The organism is Carnobacterium sp. FSL E2-0243, from assembly GCF_038003605.1.
GTDB classification, from domain to species: Bacteria; Bacillota; Bacilli; order Lactobacillales; family Carnobacteriaceae; genus Carnobacterium; species Carnobacterium maltaromaticum.
The window spans coordinates 728,796-744,635 of sequence record NZ_JBBOPM010000001.1; the positions used below are offsets into that span (position 1 = coordinate 728,796).

Below are 15,840 nucleotides of genomic sequence, written 5' to 3' on the forward strand. Positions count from 1 at the left end.
GCTGATATAAAAAAACAGGCAACCACACATAAGTAAACTAAAAGGGCTGCCTATTTTATTTAAAAGGATGAATCTGGTCCCGCTAAAAATTCAAGCTCTTCGGGAGTAGATTCTCGACCTAAAACTTGATTACGGTGCGGATAACGACCAAACCGTTCGATAATAACTTTATGTTTTAATTCAAAAGAATAATTATTTTCCAAGCCTTCACCAGCAAAAAGCGTCAGAGCCTCTTCGTGAATGACTAAAGATTCAGAGTGCATAAAAGGCATATAAAGAAAGGCTTGTTGTTCAACAGATAAGTCCGAAACATTAAAATGACGTATGGCTTCTTGAGCCAAAACTAAAGCCATACCATCATAGGCAAAAGCTTCAGGCTTATCGCGAAATAAGTTTCTTGAAAATTGATCTAATACAATAATCTCAGCTAGACATCCTTCTAAACAATCACGCCACTGACTTAATTCGCCATTTTTTGCTTGCGTATGAACGGTGCCAAAACGCTGTAAAAGTTCTTGGTCAAAAGCATCATCTTTTTTAAACCATAATTCTTGATCAATCTCATTAAACCAAAAGTTTAAAATATCTTGATAAGTCATTTTAGTTACCTACTTTCTGTTTGTGGATGACTACTGGCTAAACTTGCTTCAATTGCACTACGTTTAGGAGCTAAAAAAGTAGGTAAATACAAAGGTACTTGATCTAAATCCAGACCTTCATAGTTTTCTTTAACAAAATGCGTATCTAAAGTAGCGACTTCAATTAGAATACCGTTCGCTTCTCTAAAATAGAGGGATTTAAAGAACTCACGATTTTTGATGCCAGAATTTAAAAAGTTTTTTAGACTAATTTCTTCTTGAATTTCTTGTAACTCATGCTCATCTTTAGCTGAAAAGGCAACATGGTGAGTCCCTCCAATCCCAATCACCTCTAAAGGACTTTTTTTGTCTTCAATTAAATGAACCTCTTGATAAAAAAGCTCATTATGATTCCCTAAAATGGCAATTGGAGTAGGTTCTGTCGTTAATTTTGTTAGAAGTGTCCAGTCAAAGAATTTCTTGAAAAGCTGTTTCGTTGCTTCTAAATAACGAACTCTTAAATGGATTGAGTGGATGCCTAAAATAGCATTCTCTCCACTGATCTCGTCAGTAACACGTGGTAAATAATGGGTTGTTTGTTTTTCAGTTAAGGGCATAAAACCTAATTGAACGCCATCAAAATCTTCAAAGCGCAAAATTTTACTATTATTGTAACTTTCAATCTCACAATTAAAGATACCAAGGCTGTTTAAGCGTTTTTCCCAAAAAAGCAAAGACTTTTCAGATGGGACTAAAAAAACAGTTCGATCAATAGCGTTGGTACCAAATTTATGATCGACGCCATTTTTCATTTCAAAAACGGTAAATTCAGTTCCTGGACGACCAGCAGTATCTCCGAAGAAAGTATGATACATTTCATTATCATCTTGATTGACTGTTTTTAGTAGTAAATTTAAACCGAGTGTATTATGATAAAAATGGAAGGATTTCTGAATATCGCGATTAATAACTGAAACATGATGAATAAGTGTGTTTTTCATAGTTTGATTCCTTTCAAATACAATTTTTAGGAGAATAATTATATGAATTATTTTATCACAGATAAGAATAATAAGGAATTTTTTGTGTTGTTTCATGGTACAGGAGGAAATGAATATTCACTACTTTCTGTTAGTGGGGACCTTAATCCCGAAGCTGGAGTCATTAGTTTTTTAGGAAATTCTGGAACAGGAACAACGCGTCGTTTCTTTAATCCGTTGATTGAAGGTACGCTAGATCGAGCTGATTTTAATCAAAATGTGGCGACCTTTTTAGATACCTGGACAGAAATCAAGCCTCAAAATGCTAAACTAACATTTATTGGCTATTCTAATGGTGCTAATTTTTTACTAGGCATCCTTGAAAAAGCTCCTGAAATAGCTGATAAGATTATATTGATGCATCCCGCTAATTTAGGGTACACATTTAAAGAACAAACGAACACACCTATTTTACTAACCTATGGAGCAAATGATTACATGGTTCCACCAGGCGATGTGCTCGCATTAGCGAATCAAATGAAGCCATTTTTCCCAAAATTAGAAGCGAAATTATTAGATTCAGGTCATGAAGTAACCGATCTTGAAGTAAAAACAATTAAGAACTTTTTGAATCAGCACTAAATAGATTGTTAAAGGAGAGGAAAAATGAAGAAGTTTTTTTTATGGTTAGCTGGACTGATAATTCTCCTATCAATTGGACTGACAATTGTGTTTAATCTAACGCCACTACCTATGATCAGTCTCGCACGCCAGGTTTTGTTTTCTGTGCCCACTGATACGCGAAAACCAGAATATACAGAAGGCAGTGTAACGGTTTTAACGAACAAGTCTTATACTGGAAAATACAAACAAAGCACGTTTGATTTATATCTTCCCGACATTCCATTACCCAATGAACCAACGATTGCTTGGGTTCACGGTGGTGGATATATTGGCGGAGATAAACTGGAAGAAAAAGAATATGCTACAAAATTAGCTGAGAATGGCTATTCTGTTGCAGTTATGAACTATGAACTTGTTCCTGAAGCTACTTACCCAATACCAGTTAGACAAGTAGGTGAATTTATTAAGCATCTCGAGGCTAATCAAGAGGTATATGGACTCAATATGGCCAATTTATTTATTGCTGGTGATTCGGCAGGTGCTCAAATAGCCAGTCAATTTATAGCTGCTCAAACAAATCCAGCATATGGGAAACAAATTCAGGTAGAGACTGTTCCAACGCTTAAGGAAATTCAAGGAGCATTGCTGTATTGTGGTCCATATAACTTAATCGATATTGTTGAGGACTCGACTTCACAGATTGTTAGTTTTTCCTTTGATAAAATTGGCTGGAGCTATTTTGATGAACGTAACTGGGAAAATTCAGAAAAAGCGAAGCTTTCAGTTGTACCAAATTACGTTAACAAAGACTTTCCACCTACCTTTATAACGGATGGCAATACGTCTTCTTTTGAGCAACAGGGAAGAGAGTTTGCAAGTAAATTAGAAGAAGTCGGAGTACCTATAAAAACAAGATTTTTTGATTCAAAAAAGGTCGAAACGCGGCATGAATACCAATTTAAATTAAAGACGCCCCCTGGAAAAATAGCATTTGAAGATACCTTGAATTTTTTAAAGGCATATCAAAAGTAAGGCTTCAATTTAGATGGGTACTAAAGTATAGATTATTTAAAAAAATAATAGTAAGGGAGTTCTGAATATGAAAAAAATAACAGTTAGAAAAGAATATTTCCAAGACAATAATGTATTTAGCGCAGATACTACTCTAGATGGCGAAGATGTGTTACGCGTCATTAAAGATCCTGTTATTCTGGCGGATGATGAAGCTACATATGCTAGGCTTCAAAATTTTGAATTTTATAACGGAACGATTGAAGTTAAAGTTCTAAGTCGTCTTTTGCCAGATGCACCTGATCACGCCAGAGGTTTTATCGGAGTGTCTTTTCGGATTGATGAGAATAATAGTCATTTTGAAGGGATATATATAAGACCTACCAATGGTCGTTCAGAGGATCAAGTTAGAAGAAATCGCTCTGTCCAATATTTTTCATATCCTGATTTTAAGTATGACCGTTTTCGAGAGGAAAATCCAGGTATGTATGAATCATATGCTGATATCGGTCTGAATGAATGGATAGATATGAAAATTGAAGTAGAAAAAAATAAAGCAAAACTATTTCTAAATAATGCAGAACAACCAGTCTTGATTGTTAATGATCTTAAACTTGGAGCAATGCAAAAAGGCGGCATAGGTCTTTGGGTTGATATTGGAACAGAAGGCTTTTTTAAAGACTTAAAAATCAATAGCCTGTAAGACGTAGTTGATACCTAAGCCTGAATTCAATTAGCTAACGTTTAAAAATGAATACTAAGGAGTAAACCAGAGGATATAAAATTGGGTTTACTCCTTTTTTTTCACGAAATAATTCTTCTTGCAATTCAAAAGTAGCCGTGCTATTATAAATGTGTAATCGGTTACACAAAAGAAAAGTGGTGAGATAATGACAACAATTAAAGATGTAGCAAAGCATGCAGGTGTTTCAGTAGCGACTGTTTCACGAACAATCAACAATAGTGGATATGTTGGTGTAGAATCAAGAAAGAAAATTGAGTTGGCAATTAAAGAACTTAATTTTTATCCGAATGAAGTTGCTAGATCATTATTCCAAAAAAAGTCTAAGTTTGTTGGATTGTTGTTGCCAGATATATCAAACCCATTCTTTCCTTTACTTGCTAAAGGTGTCGAAGATAAGATGAACCAAATGGGGTATCAACTTATTTTAGGTAATGTGCAAGAAGATATGGACAAAGAAAAAGAATACTTAAAAGCCTTTGCTCAAAATAACGTTGCTGGTGTATTATCAGCGATTAATGGTGGCACGAAAGAATTGAAAAATATTCCTTTAGTGATGCTTGATCGTGTGGATACAGATAAAGAGTATGGCGTGCATTCAAATGATTTCGAAGGCGGTCAACTAGCAGCTCAAGCAATTGCAGAACGCAATCCAAAAGAAATCGTCGTGATGGTTGGTCCAAGAAGCATTCATGGCTCATTGGAACGTTTAAGAGGAACGGAAAAAGTTTTAAATAATTTCAAGTTAAACTATCATTTATTGGAAACGAGTTCTTTCCAATTTGATGCTACCCAAGCGACAACAGATGAATTATTTAAACAATTTCCAAAAGTGGATAGCATCATTGCATCTAATGATGTTCATGCGTTATCGATTTTACAAGAAGCTTTGCGCCGTGGCATAAAAGTGCCAGAAGAGCTTCAAATCATTGGGTATGATGATATTCCGTTTAGCCAGATGCTTTTTCCTAGTTTAGCGACGATTGCCCAACCAGCATATGAAATTGGCTTCCGTGGAGCAGAATTATTATGTGATCGAATTGAAAATAAACTGGTGAAAGAAAAAACGATTCAGTTACCAGTAAAAATAAAAATTAGAGAGTCTTTAAGGAAGAAGGTTTTAGAATGAGTAAAATAACTGTTATTGGAAGTTTAGCAACAGATTTTGTTGTGAGTGTAGATAAACGCCCCGTAGTTGGTGAAACAATTATTGGGAATGATTTTAAAACAACTTTTGGTGGAAAAGGAGCGAATCAAGCAGTTGCTGCTGCACGATTAGGCAGTCATGTTGCCATGATAGGGAAAGTTGGAGCAGATTCATTTGGAACAGAAATCATAGCGAATTTAAAAGAAAATCAGATTTCTGTCAGCGGTGTGGAACCCGTTACACATTTACCTAGTGGTTCGGCACATATTACTTTAGCAGATGGCGATAATAGTATTGTTGTGATATCGGGAGCCAATAATGCTGTTGATATCCAACAACTAACTAAAAACCAAGAACGAATAAAAACTAGTGATTTAGTGTTACTGCAACAAGAAATTCCTAGCGAAACAGTCGAAGCGATTGTTGATTTTTGTTATCAACATAAGATTCCAACTGTCTTAAATCCAGCGCCAGCACGTTCAATTAGTCAAAATGTAATTGATAAAGTGACCTATTTAACACCAAATGAGCATGAATTTGAAGAGTTATTTCCGCAATTAACGGTGTCGGAAGGCTTAGCGAAATACCCAAATAAGTTGATTATTACAGTAGGATCAAAAGGTGTGCTCTTTAATAATGGGCAAGAAGAAATTTTAGTGCCTTCTTACCAAGTGACACCTGTTGATACAACTGGTGCCGGGGATACATTTAATGGAGCTTTTTCCGTAGCCTTAACGAATCAACTAAGTGTTGCAGAAAGTATCCGATTTGGAAATTTAGCGGCGTCTCTTTCCATTCAAAAATTTGGGGCACAAGGTGGTATGCCAAAACTAGAGGAATTGAAGGAGCAACCTGGATATGAAAAAACATGGAATTTTAAATAGTGATATTTCAAAAGTATTAAGCGACTTAGGACATACAGATCAAATTACAATTGGCGATGCAGGTTTGCCTGTTCCAGAGGGAGTTTTAAAAATTGATTTAGCCTTAGCTTTATCAGATCCCGAATTTATAAAAGTTTTCGGCTTAGTACTAGAAGATATGGTTGTTGAAGAGATGGTGTTAGCCAAAGAAATTGGAGTTAGTAATCAAAAGCAACTTAAGCAAATAAAAGAGCTAGCCCCAATGATTCCAATTCATTACCTTAGTCATGAAGAGTTTAAGGAACAAACGAAGAAATCTAAAGTTATTATCCGTACAGGTGAAGCCACTCCTTATTCAAATGTTATTTTACAAGCTGGAGTTATTTTTTAATAGTTTCTTAGACTGGCTCTTATGAGCCAACTCTGGCAGAAGATTTCAGCTTTTTTCAGCAGAGTTAAACGGCTCAATGAGCATACTACACTAGGGAGGTCCAAAATATGGAAGTCATAATGAAGAATATCTATAAAGCCTTTGGAACAAATGCTGTTTTAGAAGGTGTGAATTTTGATACTCATGGTGGTGAAATTCATGCCTTGATGGGCGAAAATGGTGCTGGTAAATCAACCATGATGAATATTTTAACGGGTATGCATAAAAAAGATCAGGGAACAATTTTAATTAATGGAAAAGAGCATAGTTACACAAATCCAAAAGAAGCTGAAGAGCATGGCGTTAGTTTTATTCATCAAGAAATGAATACTTGGCCACAGATGACAGTTTTAGAGAACTTATTTATCGGCAAAGAAATGAAAAATAAAATTGGATTTATTCGTTCGAAAGAAATGAAAACGTTAGCATTAAAAACGTTTAAAGAATTAGGCATTACAATGGATTTAGATGCAGATGTTCAAACCCTTTCTGTCGGGCAACAGCAGATGATTGAGATTGCGAAAGCTCTGATGACTGATTGCCAAGTACTGATTATGGATGAGCCAACAGCTGCTTTAACGGATCGTGAAATCCGGATGCTATTTAAAATTATTCAGCATTTGAAAACGAAGGAAGTCGCCATTATTTATATTTCTCATCGAATGGAAGAAATCTTCGAAATTAGTGATCGAATCACAGTGATGCGAGACGGAATGACGGTGGATACAACGTTGACGAAAGAAACCAATGTGGATGATGTCGTTCGTAAGATGGTTGGTCGAGAAATTAGCGATTATTACCCTAAGAAGAATGCTGAAATTGGCGAAACGGTTTTTGAAGTCAAAAATCTATCTGGCACTAGTGGTTTTGAGAATATTTCATTTTCGGTTAAATCGGGTGAAATTGTCGGTTTCTCTGGTTTAATGGGTGCTGGCAGAACTGAGATAATGCGAGGGATTTTTGGAATAGATCCAATCAGTCAAGGCGAAATAATTCTTGAAGGAAAAAAAGTTCAATTGAAAAATCCGAGTACCTCTATTAAAGCTGGTGTTGGTTTTTTAACAGAAAATAGAAAAGAAGAGGGCTTAGTTTTAGATTTTTCAATTAAAGACAATATTAGTTTGCCAAGTATTGATGAGTTTAGAGTTAGAGGGTTAATTGATACTAAAACAGAAGATGAATTTGTTCAGTTGTTAATGAAACGGCTAACAGTTAAAGCGCAAAACGAAGATATCTCAGCTGGCAGCCTTTCTGGTGGGAATCAGCAAAAGGTTGTACTAGCAAAATGGATTGGGATTGGACCTAAAGTATTAATCTTAGATGAACCTACTCGTGGTGTTGATGTTGGGGCTAAACGTGAAATTTATCAGTTGATGAATGAGCTAGCTGAAAGAGGCGTGGCAATCGTGATGGTGTCGAGTGATTTACCAGAAGTATTAGGTGTTAGTGATCGGATTTTAGTCGTTCATGAAGGCAAAATTGCTGGAGAACTTAATCGGACAGAAGCGACGCAAGAAAAAATAATGAATCTTGCTACAGGAGGGAAATAGTTATGAAGGATGAATTGAAAGTGGAGTTACCTAAAAAGAAATATACTGGTAAAGAATTGATTGGAAAACTAGGTCCATTATTAGCTTTACTTGTTTTAATTATTATTGTGACAGCTATGAATCCAAGTTTTATTGCCCCAATTAACTTATTGAACTTACTTCGTCAAGTTTCAGTCAATGCGTTAATTGCCTTTGGAATGACCTTTGTCATTTTGACTGGCGGGATTGATTTGTCAGTTGGTTCAACCTTAGCTTTAAGTGGGGCTTTGGTTGCAGGCATGATTACGTCTGGAATTGATCCTTTATTAGCAATGATTATTGGCGTCATGATTGGAGGAATTCTTGGTGCTATTAACGGATTATTAATTACAAAAGGTAAAATGGCTCCGTTTATTGCGACATTGGCAACAATGACTATTTTTCGGGGAGCTACCTTAGTTTATACAGATGGCAATCCAATTACAGGAATTGGCGATAGCTTTATTTTCAAATTTGTCGGGCGTGGCTACCTATTTGGGATTCCGTTTCCAGTTATTTTAATGATTGTGGCTTTTGCTATTTTATTCTTAGTCTTGCATAAAATGACATTCGGTCGTAAAACATATGCAATTGGTGGCAATGAAAAAGCTGCTTTTGTGGCAGGAATCAAAATTGATCGTGTGAAAACTATGATTTATGCTTTGTCAGGCATGATGGCTTCAATTAGTGGGATTATTATTACCTCACGTTTGAATTCAGCCCAACCAAATGCAGGTCAAGCCTATGAAATGGATGCAATTGCTGCGGTTGTTTTAGGCGGAACAAGTTTATCTGGTGGACGTGGTCGTATTTTTGGAACCTTGATTGGGGCACTAATTATTGGAACCTTAAATAATGGTCTGAATTTATTAGGTGTTTCAAGTTTTTATCAACAAATTGTCAAAGGAATCGTTATTATCATCGCTGTTTTATTAGATCGCAAGAAAAAATAAATTAATAAGAGGGAGAAATAAAATGAAAAAACTGGTACTTTTATTAGGAGCATCATTATTATTAATGGCAGGTTGTGGAGCAGCAACATTAGATGGAGAAAATTCAAGTAGCGATAAGGTTGTCAAGAAAGAAGAAAAAGAATTAGTTGTAGGAGTATCTTTATCGACATTGAATAACCCGTTTTTTGTATCATTAGAAAATGGAATTCAAAAGTTAGCGGATGAAAAAGGGACAAAATTAAAAATTGTTGATGCACAAGATGATACGGCTAAACAAAGCAATGATGTTGATGATTTAATTCAACAAGGGGTTGATATTTTGTTAATCAATCCAGTTGACTCATCTGCAATTACTCCAGCAGTGGAATCGGCAAATGCAGCCAATATCCCGGTTATTGCGATTGATCGTGATAGTGAAGGCGGAAAATTGTTGAGTTTAGTTGCTTCTAACAATATCGAAGGCGGAAAAATGGCAGCTAAATATATTGAAGAAGTTGTCGGTTCGGAAGCGAAAGTTGTGGAATTACAAGGTGTTCCAGGAGCTTCAGCAACACGAGAACGTGGAAAAGGTTTCGATGAGTATGCCAAAGGTAAATTAGATATTATCGCTCAACAAGCGGCTAACTTTGACCGTGCTAAAGGGCTAACAGTTATGGAAAATATGTTGCAATCGAATCCAGAAGTCCAAGCGGTTTTTGCTCAAAATGATGAAATGGCACTGGGTGCAGTTGAAGCCATTGGTGCGGCCGGTAAAACGGATGCGATTACGGTTGTTGGATTTGATGGTACAGAAGATGGATTGAAGGCTATTAAAGCAGGAAAAATGAGTGCAACTGTTGCTCAACAACCTGAAGAAATGGGCAAATTAGCTCTACAAGCAGCTTTTGATCATTTTGCAGGAAAAAAAGTTGAGTCTAAGATTGATTCGCCTTTAGAATTAATAAAAAAATAAACTAAAAATGCAGTTGGATTAAGGAATAAAGCCTTAATTTAACTGCATTTCTATTTTTTTAATTAAACGCAGTGCTAGATTAAATTAGAATTGCTCATCTAAATAAGAATCATGTAACCACTTTTCAGTTACCCGACTATTTACCCAAATAATTCCACGTTCAAAAGTAACTATATCTCCATCGCTTCCAACGATAACCCAAGTATAATTTTCTGTTTCTGGTAGATAGCATTTATACTTCATGCCAGAGATTGTCATTTTTTTATCGTTGATTATAATTTCCTCATCATGTTGATCAATCCACAAATTTTCTAACTTTTCAAAATAACCTGGTTCTAATCTAGTTAAAAAATCTTTAGCTATTTGTTCTGTTTCTTCATGAGTTAATAATAGTTTGTTATCTATTAAGTTGAATTTTCTATTCATGTTGGTAAAACCTAGAATATAATTGGTTTCTTTTTCAACGGTTACAGAAAAATGTTCACCGTATAAATCAGTCTTATTACTTTCTGGCGTGTATCTAATTAATAATACAGGCTTGCCATTTTGTTGAATTGTATCTTTGATAGAGGCTAATTTATATCCCTCTGGTATCTCCAACGTTTGTTCTACAAGTTTGAAAATATCCGAGTATTGCTTTCTTAAATCTAAGGAATTCGTTTGAGTGTTCATATTTTTTTCTCCTTTTTTACTTTCTCCCTTGAGAGGAAGTCTGTTTTTTTGATTCATACCTATCGAGTTACTAGTAACAGCATAAATAGTGAAGGACATAAAAAGTAACGCAACAATAATTAAACTAATTTTTAGTTTCTTTTTAATAATAAATCACATCCGATACCTAATATTTCTAGTTTCAAAAAAATAAACGTAGATAATCGTAAAAATGTAAAAGTACTCATTACTAGCACATAAAAACCACCTCTTTTTGTAGATAATCTACAATTAGTATATATCATCTACAAAAATTGTCAATAGTTTAAATTTGAGTTATACTAATATAGACAGAAAATAGGGAGGACGACATGGATATCATTGATATTGAATTATTAAAAAAAATGTCTGTTAATATAGGTGAAGCAGCAAATATTACGGGAATTCCAATTAGAAAACTACGGTATTGGGAGAGTAAAAATATCATTAAAAGTGTTGATGAAGGCGTAAATAAAACCAGAAAATTTGACTATTATGAAATAAAAAAAATAATTTTAATTAAAGAACTACTGGATGAGGGGTACACGTTAGAAAAAGCGACTGAAAAAGTTGAAGTCCGAATGAAAAATCTAGCAGAAGCTTTTGAAAAATTAGAAAAAGCGAGAATAGAAAATGAAGAAAAATGAAATTAATTATCAGCAAGCGACACCCAAGGATTATGCTCAAATCATTCAAGTTTGGAAACGTTCAGTTTTAGCGACACATCATTTTTTAAAACCAAAAGATATGTCTAGTATTGAGGCTGAAATTCGTTATTGGTTACCTAAAATGAACGTTCAAGTTTGGAGCCAGTCGGAAAAAATGATTGGTTTTTCAGCTGTTAGTGAAGACACTCTAGAAATGCTATTTATTGGTCCTAATCAAATTGGAAAAGGTTATGGCAAACAAATCTTAAAAGAATTATTATCAGCTTTCGAGGTTACTAAAGTTGACGTGAATGAGCAAAACGAAGCAGCGGTGACATTTTATTTAAAAAATGGTTTTCAGATAGCTACTAGAGACGAATTAGATAGTGAAGGTAGAGCCTATCCAATTTTACATTTAGAATTAACTAAATAAAGCATAGTAAGTCAGTTTTTTAACTCTGACTTACTGTGCTTTTATTTTTTTTAAATCTTTTTACCAGAAGCTAAAAAGTGTTGTTGCCCATAGTCAACAATAAAGTCTCTAAATAACCGAGTGGCTGGTGAAAGATAATGATTTTTCAAGGTTGTTGCATAGATAGTACGTTGGTAAGTAGGGTTGGTAATGTGGAGAATTTTAACTTTGTAATAGTCTAAAGCTGCAATTCTTGGTACAATACCGATGCCATGACCAAAGGCAACAAAGCCCGCCATCGTATGGTCTTCTTCCACCTCGCAAACAATTGATGGAACAACATTAACTTCGGCTAGCATCGCATCAATCATCGGACGAATCCCACTTTTTTTGTTAAATGAAATAAAGGGATAGCCAGCCGTATTTTTTAAATCAATTTCATCAAAGTAGGCTAATGGATGATCCAAAGGCACGATTAAAACAATTTCCTCTTCTGCAATCGGTTCAAAATGGAGTTGGTCATCAGGAGTAATCATCGAACAAATGGCGATATCGGATTGTTCAGCTTTCAAACTTTTGATAATATTTTTAGTATTCCCTTGATAAAAAGAAAAAGAAATATTTTGATGGGCATCAATTGTTTGAAACTCTTTTAACAAAAGTGGCGCAAAATAAGGTCCTAAGGTATAAATAAAAGCTAAGTCAATATGTCCCCGATCAGGACTAACTAATTCTTTTAATGCTTTTTCCCCATGTTCCAGTTCATTTAAAGAACGTTCTACATAACTTAAGAAGAAATGCCCATACTTTGTTAAGCGAATATTTCTTCCATTTTTTTCAAATAAAAATGTGCCTAATTCTTTTTCAAGTTCAGTCATTGAATGGCTTAAACTAGGCTGGGTGATGGATAATTGTTCAGCTGCTTGCGTCATATGTTCTGTTTTTGCTAGCATTTTAAAATAATAAAGCTGTTTTAAATTCATAGGAATTCCTCCAGTCTATTTCGATTCATAGTTTTATTCTATCAATAAATACAAAAATATGCATTAGAATTATATGATTTTTCCGTTTATACTGAAATTGTGAAATAAAGAGCAATCTATCGAATGTATATAGTAAATCGAATTAAAAAAAGTGGAGGAGATAAAATGGAACAATATGCAGCTTTATTTGAACCTTTAGTAATTAAACGAATGACGTTGAAAAATCGAGTGATGATGCCTCCAATGGGAACGAACTTTGCTAATTTGGATGGCTCGTTTAACAATGAGCATATTACTTATTATGAACAACGTGCCAAAGGTGGGACTGGGTTAATTACCTTAGAAAATGCGTGTCTTGATTTTCCAATGGGAACGAATGGAACGACTCAATTACGCATTGATAATGACCAATATTTGCCAGGTTTATGGCGCTTTAATGAAGTGATGCATGCATATGGAGCCTGCACATCGGTTCAAATTAACCATGCAGGTGCTTCAGCTTATGGCTTGCGTTTAAATGGACAACAGCCAGTATCAGCATCAAATATTCCTTCTAAAACAGGAAATGCAATTCCACGACCATTAGAAAAAGACGAAATCATGGAGATTGTAAAAAAATACGGTGAGGCTGCCAATAGAGCCCAAAGAGCGGGATTTGATTGTGTTGAAATTCATGCGGGGCACTCTTATTTAATTAGTCAATTCTTATCGCCACTTTATAATAAGCGCCAAGATGAATTTGGTGGAAGTCCAGAAAATCGTGCTCGCTTTGCTCAATTAGTTGTTGCTGAAGTTCGACAAGCAGTAGGGCCTTTTTTCCCAATCTGTATTCGAATTAGTGCAGATGAATTTTTAGAAGGCGGAAATAGTTTAGAAGATACGTTAGAATTATTAACTTATTTTTCAGAGGAAGTCGATATTCTAAATGTATCAGCTGCTTTAAATGATAGTATTCAGTATCAAATTGATCAAATGAATCTGGCTGATGGTTGGCGCTCTTACATGGCTCGAGCAGTTAAAGAAAAATTTGGTAAAGTCACAATTACATCAGGCAATATTCGGAGCCCTCAAGTAGCCAATGATATTTTAGTTCGTGGCGATGCCGATTTATTAGCAATGGGACGTGGCTTAATCGCTGAACCGAATTGGGTCAATAAAGTCGCTAACGGACAAGAAAACTTATTGCGTAAATGTATTTCCTGTAATATAGGGTGTGCAGATCATCGAATTGCGAAATCTCGACCATTACGATGTACTGTAAATCCAGATGTGATTCATGAAGATGCCTTTAAGCAAAACCAAGTTAAAAATAATCTAAGTATGGTGGTTATTGGTGGTGGAACAGCTGCTCTCGAAGCGGCTACAACAGCAGCAGAAGTTGGCGTTCAAGTGGCCTTATTTGAAGAGAAAAGCTATCTAGGTGGGTTGGCACGTGAAATTGCCCGTTTACCAGATAAAAAACGCATTGACGATTATGTCGTATACTTGGAAGAAAGAGCTAAGCAATTACCTAATCTAACCATTCATTTAAATACACGAGCAGATCTAAAGACCATTGAAATGTTAGCACCAGATATTATTGTGAATGCTACTGGAGCAAAACCTTTACTGCCACCAATCAAGGGGTTAAAAGAACAACTAGAAAATCCAAATCGTCAAGTATTCTCTATTTTTGATTTACTAAACAACATGGAGAATTTTGAAGAGTTTGAGGGCAAACGCATCGCCGTTATTGGTGGTGGAGCAGTTGGTTTGGATGTTGTGGAGTACTATGCAGAACGTGGGGCTGCTGAAGTATCTATTGTTGAAATGCAAGAAAAACTTGGCAAAGATTTAGATTTGATTACTCGTATTTCGATGATGGATATGATAAAGCGTCATGGTGTCCAAGAATATACTGAAACAGCTTTAACCGAAGTTTGCCAAGATCATTTCAAAGTAAAACAAGCTGGAAAAGAGAGTGAAATTCCATTTGATATTGGGTTTGTTTGCTTAGGTATGCGTGGGGATAGTCCTATGATGGAAGCCTTACTTGAATACGGAAAAGCAACAGACACTGCTGTTGTTAATATTGGCGATAGTAAAGTGGCTCGCAGAATTATTGAAGGAACTAGGGAAGCTCGTGACATTTTAACGACGATTCATCAGGTGGATCGAAGCAAACCTCTAAGTCAATTAAAACTATTTTCTGGAAATTTTTAACTAATTTATTTATTCTTCTCTAAGGGGTACACAACCACCTTATCTCACCTCTTAGGGAATAATATAGCTAGAATTATCATCTTAAACACAAGCAATTAGAATGAATGAGTAAACGATAAATGAGAGGAAGTTGGAAAAATGACAGAAAGATTATCAGGACACACAGAATTGATTGGTTTAATGGCAACACCGATTCGACATAGTTTATCTCCAACAATGCACAATGAAGCTTTTGCAAAATTAGGTTTAGACTATGCGTATTTAGCTTTTGAGGTTGGAACGGATCAACTAGAAAATGGAATTCAAGCGATTCGTGCGTTAGGTATGCGTGGTTCGAATATTTCAATGCCTAATAAGCAAGTCGTTACTAAGTATTTGGATAAATTATCCCCAGCTGCTGAAATGGTCGGTGCCGTTAATACAATTGTGAATGATAATGGTATTTTAACTGGACACATTACAGATGGTACAGGCTTTATGCGTGGTTTAAAACAGTCTGACGTCAGTATCATTGGCGAAAAAATGACGATTTGTGGAGCAGGTGGAGCAGCAACAGCAATCTGTATCCAAGCAGCTTTAGATGGCGTGAAAGAGTTGTCTATTTTTAATCGACAAGATGAGTTCTTTAAAAATGCAGAACGAACAGTTGCCTTAATTAATGAGAAAACGGATTGTAAAGCGACATTATATGATTTAAAAGATCAAGAGAGCTTACGTCAGCAAATTGCTGAAAGTGTTATTTTTACAAATGCAACGGGTGTAGGAATGAAACCTTTACAAGAGGAAAGTTTGATTACAGATCCAACTATGTTACGTAAAGAGTTAGTTGTAGCAGATGTTGTTTATGTACCAAGTGAAACTAAATTACTGAAATTAGCCAAAGAGCAAGGCTGTAAAACGGTAAATGGTTTAGGAATGATGTTATGGCAAGGTGCGGCTGCCTTTGAAATGTGGACGGGACAAGAAATGCCTGTTGAATATATTCGAGAGTTGCTTTTTGAAAAATAAAAATGTTCTTACTAGAGAATATCGATTCTCTAGTAAGAAACTTATTTGTG

At 35.3% G+C, this 15,840-nt stretch carries 17 protein-coding genes; 13 read left to right on the forward strand and 4 right to left on the reverse strand.

The window, feature by feature from the left end:
• Window positions 1-59: 59 nt before the first annotated feature.
• Window positions 60-599: a DUF924 family protein gene (locus MHI00_RS03305; RefSeq protein WP_341111067.1), complete on the reverse strand. Its 540-nt coding sequence runs from the start codon at window positions 597-599 to the stop codon at window positions 60-62.
• 5 nt (window positions 600-604) lie between these two features.
• Window positions 605-1,579, reverse strand: coding sequence for a VOC family protein (locus MHI00_RS03310; RefSeq protein ID WP_341111068.1), 975 nt, complete (start codon window positions 1,577-1,579; stop codon window positions 605-607).
• Between the two features lie 42 nt (window positions 1,580-1,621).
• On the opposite strand from MHI00_RS03310, the gene MHI00_RS03315 reads away from it, so the two are divergent.
• The 9 genes from MHI00_RS03315 to MHI00_RS03355 all read left to right on the forward strand — a co-directional run bounded on the left by MHI00_RS03315 (window position 1,622) and on the right by MHI00_RS03355 (window position 9,848).
• Entirely contained in the window at window positions 1,622-2,200 is a 579-nt protein-coding gene (locus MHI00_RS03315) for an alpha/beta hydrolase (RefSeq protein WP_332481444.1), read from the forward strand.
• A gap of 24 nt (window positions 2,201-2,224) precedes the next feature.
• Entirely contained in the window at window positions 2,225-3,214 is a 990-nt protein-coding gene (locus MHI00_RS03320; RefSeq protein ID WP_341111073.1) for an alpha/beta hydrolase, read from the forward strand.
• Between the two features lie 67 nt (window positions 3,215-3,281).
• Window positions 3,282-3,896 carry a hypothetical protein gene (locus MHI00_RS03325; RefSeq protein WP_341111075.1) on the forward strand — a complete coding sequence of 205 codons (615 nt, stop codon included), beginning with the start codon at window positions 3,282-3,284 and terminating at the stop codon, window positions 3,894-3,896.
• Window positions 3,897-4,083: 187 nt separating this feature from the next.
• The gene (locus MHI00_RS03330) at window positions 4,084-5,064 is read left to right on the forward strand and encodes a LacI family DNA-binding transcriptional regulator (RefSeq protein ID WP_056999374.1); all 981 of its coding nucleotides are present in this window, start codon (window positions 4,084-4,086) and stop codon (window positions 5,062-5,064) included.
• Window positions 5,061-5,966: a ribokinase gene (gene rbsK / locus MHI00_RS03335; RefSeq protein ID WP_229252219.1), complete on the forward strand. Its 906-nt coding sequence runs from the start codon at window positions 5,061-5,063 to the stop codon at window positions 5,964-5,966. The genes MHI00_RS03330 and rbsK overlap by 4 nt, the downstream gene beginning before the upstream one ends.
• Window positions 5,941-6,336 carry a D-ribose pyranase gene (gene rbsD / locus MHI00_RS03340; RefSeq protein WP_010051336.1) on the forward strand — a complete coding sequence of 132 codons (396 nt, stop codon included), beginning with the start codon at window positions 5,941-5,943 and terminating at the stop codon, window positions 6,334-6,336. Before rbsK ends, rbsD begins: the two co-directional genes overlap by 26 nt.
• Window positions 6,337-6,443: 107 nt before the next feature.
• Complete coding sequence (locus MHI00_RS03345; RefSeq protein WP_229252220.1) at window positions 6,444-7,925, forward strand: sugar ABC transporter ATP-binding protein; 1,482 nt, start codon at window positions 6,444-6,446, stop codon at window positions 7,923-7,925.
• Window positions 7,926-7,927: 2 nt separating this feature from the next.
• A complete protein-coding gene (locus MHI00_RS03350; RefSeq protein WP_087115393.1) occupies window positions 7,928-8,896 on the forward strand; it encodes an ABC transporter permease in 969 nt (322 codons plus the stop codon).
• Window positions 8,897-8,918: 22 nt separating this feature from the next.
• Window positions 8,919-9,848, forward strand: coding sequence for a D-ribose ABC transporter substrate-binding protein (locus MHI00_RS03355; protein WP_010051340.1), 930 nt, complete (start codon window positions 8,919-8,921; stop codon window positions 9,846-9,848).
• An 84-nt stretch (window positions 9,849-9,932) separates the two neighbouring features.
• Here the strand turns inward: MHI00_RS03355 and MHI00_RS03360 are convergent, their stop codons facing one another.
• Window positions 9,933-10,520, reverse strand: coding sequence for a hypothetical protein (locus tag MHI00_RS03360; protein WP_229252221.1), 588 nt, complete (start codon window positions 10,518-10,520; stop codon window positions 9,933-9,935).
• Window positions 10,521-10,870: 350 nt separating this feature from the next.
• Between MHI00_RS03360 and MHI00_RS03365 the strand changes: the two genes are divergently transcribed.
• Together MHI00_RS03365 and MHI00_RS03370 are read left to right on the forward strand one after the other, a co-directional pair.
• Complete coding sequence (locus tag MHI00_RS03365) at window positions 10,871-11,185, forward strand: MerR family transcriptional regulator (RefSeq protein ID WP_016356603.1); 315 nt, start codon at window positions 10,871-10,873, stop codon at window positions 11,183-11,185.
• On the forward strand, window positions 11,172-11,618 hold the full coding sequence (locus MHI00_RS03370) for a GNAT family N-acetyltransferase (protein ID WP_341111086.1): 447 nt from the start codon (window positions 11,172-11,174) through the stop codon (window positions 11,616-11,618). Before MHI00_RS03365 ends, MHI00_RS03370 begins: the two co-directional genes overlap by 14 nt.
• Window positions 11,619-11,668: 50 nt before the next feature.
• Here MHI00_RS03370 and MHI00_RS03375 read toward each other — a convergent pair whose 3' ends face one another.
• Complete coding sequence (locus MHI00_RS03375; RefSeq protein ID WP_010051342.1) at window positions 11,669-12,580, reverse strand: LysR family transcriptional regulator; 912 nt, start codon at window positions 12,578-12,580, stop codon at window positions 11,669-11,671.
• A 165-nt stretch (window positions 12,581-12,745) separates the two neighbouring features.
• Between MHI00_RS03375 and MHI00_RS03380 the strand changes: the two genes are divergently transcribed.
• Window positions 12,746-14,782: an oxidoreductase gene (locus MHI00_RS03380; protein WP_341111088.1), complete on the forward strand. Its 2,037-nt coding sequence runs from the start codon at window positions 12,746-12,748 to the stop codon at window positions 14,780-14,782.
• 138 nt (window positions 14,783-14,920) lie between these two features.
• A complete protein-coding gene (locus tag MHI00_RS03385; RefSeq protein WP_057001280.1) occupies window positions 14,921-15,790 on the forward strand; it encodes a shikimate dehydrogenase in 870 nt (289 codons plus the stop codon).
• Window positions 15,791-15,840 lie beyond the last annotated feature (50 nt).

Coding starts and splice junctions, on each gene's coding strand:
- MHI00_RS03360 (WP_229252221.1), bottom strand. CDS start 10,520: ATGAACACTCAAACGAATTCCTTAGATTTAAGAAAGCAATACTCGGAT.
- MHI00_RS03345 (WP_229252220.1), top strand. CDS start 6,444: ATGGAAGTCATAATGAAGAATATCTATAAAGCCTTTGGAACAAATGCT.
- MHI00_RS03380 (WP_341111088.1), top strand. CDS start 12,746: ATGGAACAATATGCAGCTTTATTTGAACCTTTAGTAATTAAACGAATG.
- MHI00_RS03365 (WP_016356603.1), top strand. CDS start 10,871: ATGGATATCATTGATATTGAATTATTAAAAAAAATGTCTGTTAATATA.
- MHI00_RS03325 (WP_341111075.1), top strand. CDS start 3,282: ATGAAAAAAATAACAGTTAGAAAAGAATATTTCCAAGACAATAATGTA.
- rbsK (WP_229252219.1), top strand. CDS start 5,061: ATGAGTAAAATAACTGTTATTGGAAGTTTAGCAACAGATTTTGTTGTG.
- MHI00_RS03350 (WP_087115393.1), top strand. CDS start 7,928: ATGAAGGATGAATTGAAAGTGGAGTTACCTAAAAAGAAATATACTGGT.
- rbsD (WP_010051336.1), top strand. CDS start 5,941: ATGAAAAAACATGGAATTTTAAATAGTGATATTTCAAAAGTATTAAGC.
- MHI00_RS03310 (WP_341111068.1), bottom strand. CDS start 1,579: ATGAAAAACACACTTATTCATCATGTTTCAGTTATTAATCGCGATATT.
- MHI00_RS03320 (WP_341111073.1), top strand. CDS start 2,225: ATGAAGAAGTTTTTTTTATGGTTAGCTGGACTGATAATTCTCCTATCA.
- MHI00_RS03315 (WP_332481444.1), top strand. CDS start 1,622: ATGAATTATTTTATCACAGATAAGAATAATAAGGAATTTTTTGTGTTG.
- MHI00_RS03370 (WP_341111086.1), top strand. CDS start 11,172: ATGAAGAAAAATGAAATTAATTATCAGCAAGCGACACCCAAGGATTAT.
- MHI00_RS03385 (WP_057001280.1), top strand. CDS start 14,921: ATGACAGAAAGATTATCAGGACACACAGAATTGATTGGTTTAATGGCA.
- MHI00_RS03375 (WP_010051342.1), bottom strand. CDS start 12,580: ATGAATTTAAAACAGCTTTATTATTTTAAAATGCTAGCAAAAACAGAA.
- MHI00_RS03305 (WP_341111067.1), bottom strand. CDS start 599: ATGACTTATCAAGATATTTTAAACTTTTGGTTTAATGAGATTGATCAA.
- MHI00_RS03330 (WP_056999374.1), top strand. CDS start 4,084: ATGACAACAATTAAAGATGTAGCAAAGCATGCAGGTGTTTCAGTAGCG.
- MHI00_RS03355 (WP_010051340.1), top strand. CDS start 8,919: ATGAAAAAACTGGTACTTTTATTAGGAGCATCATTATTATTAATGGCA.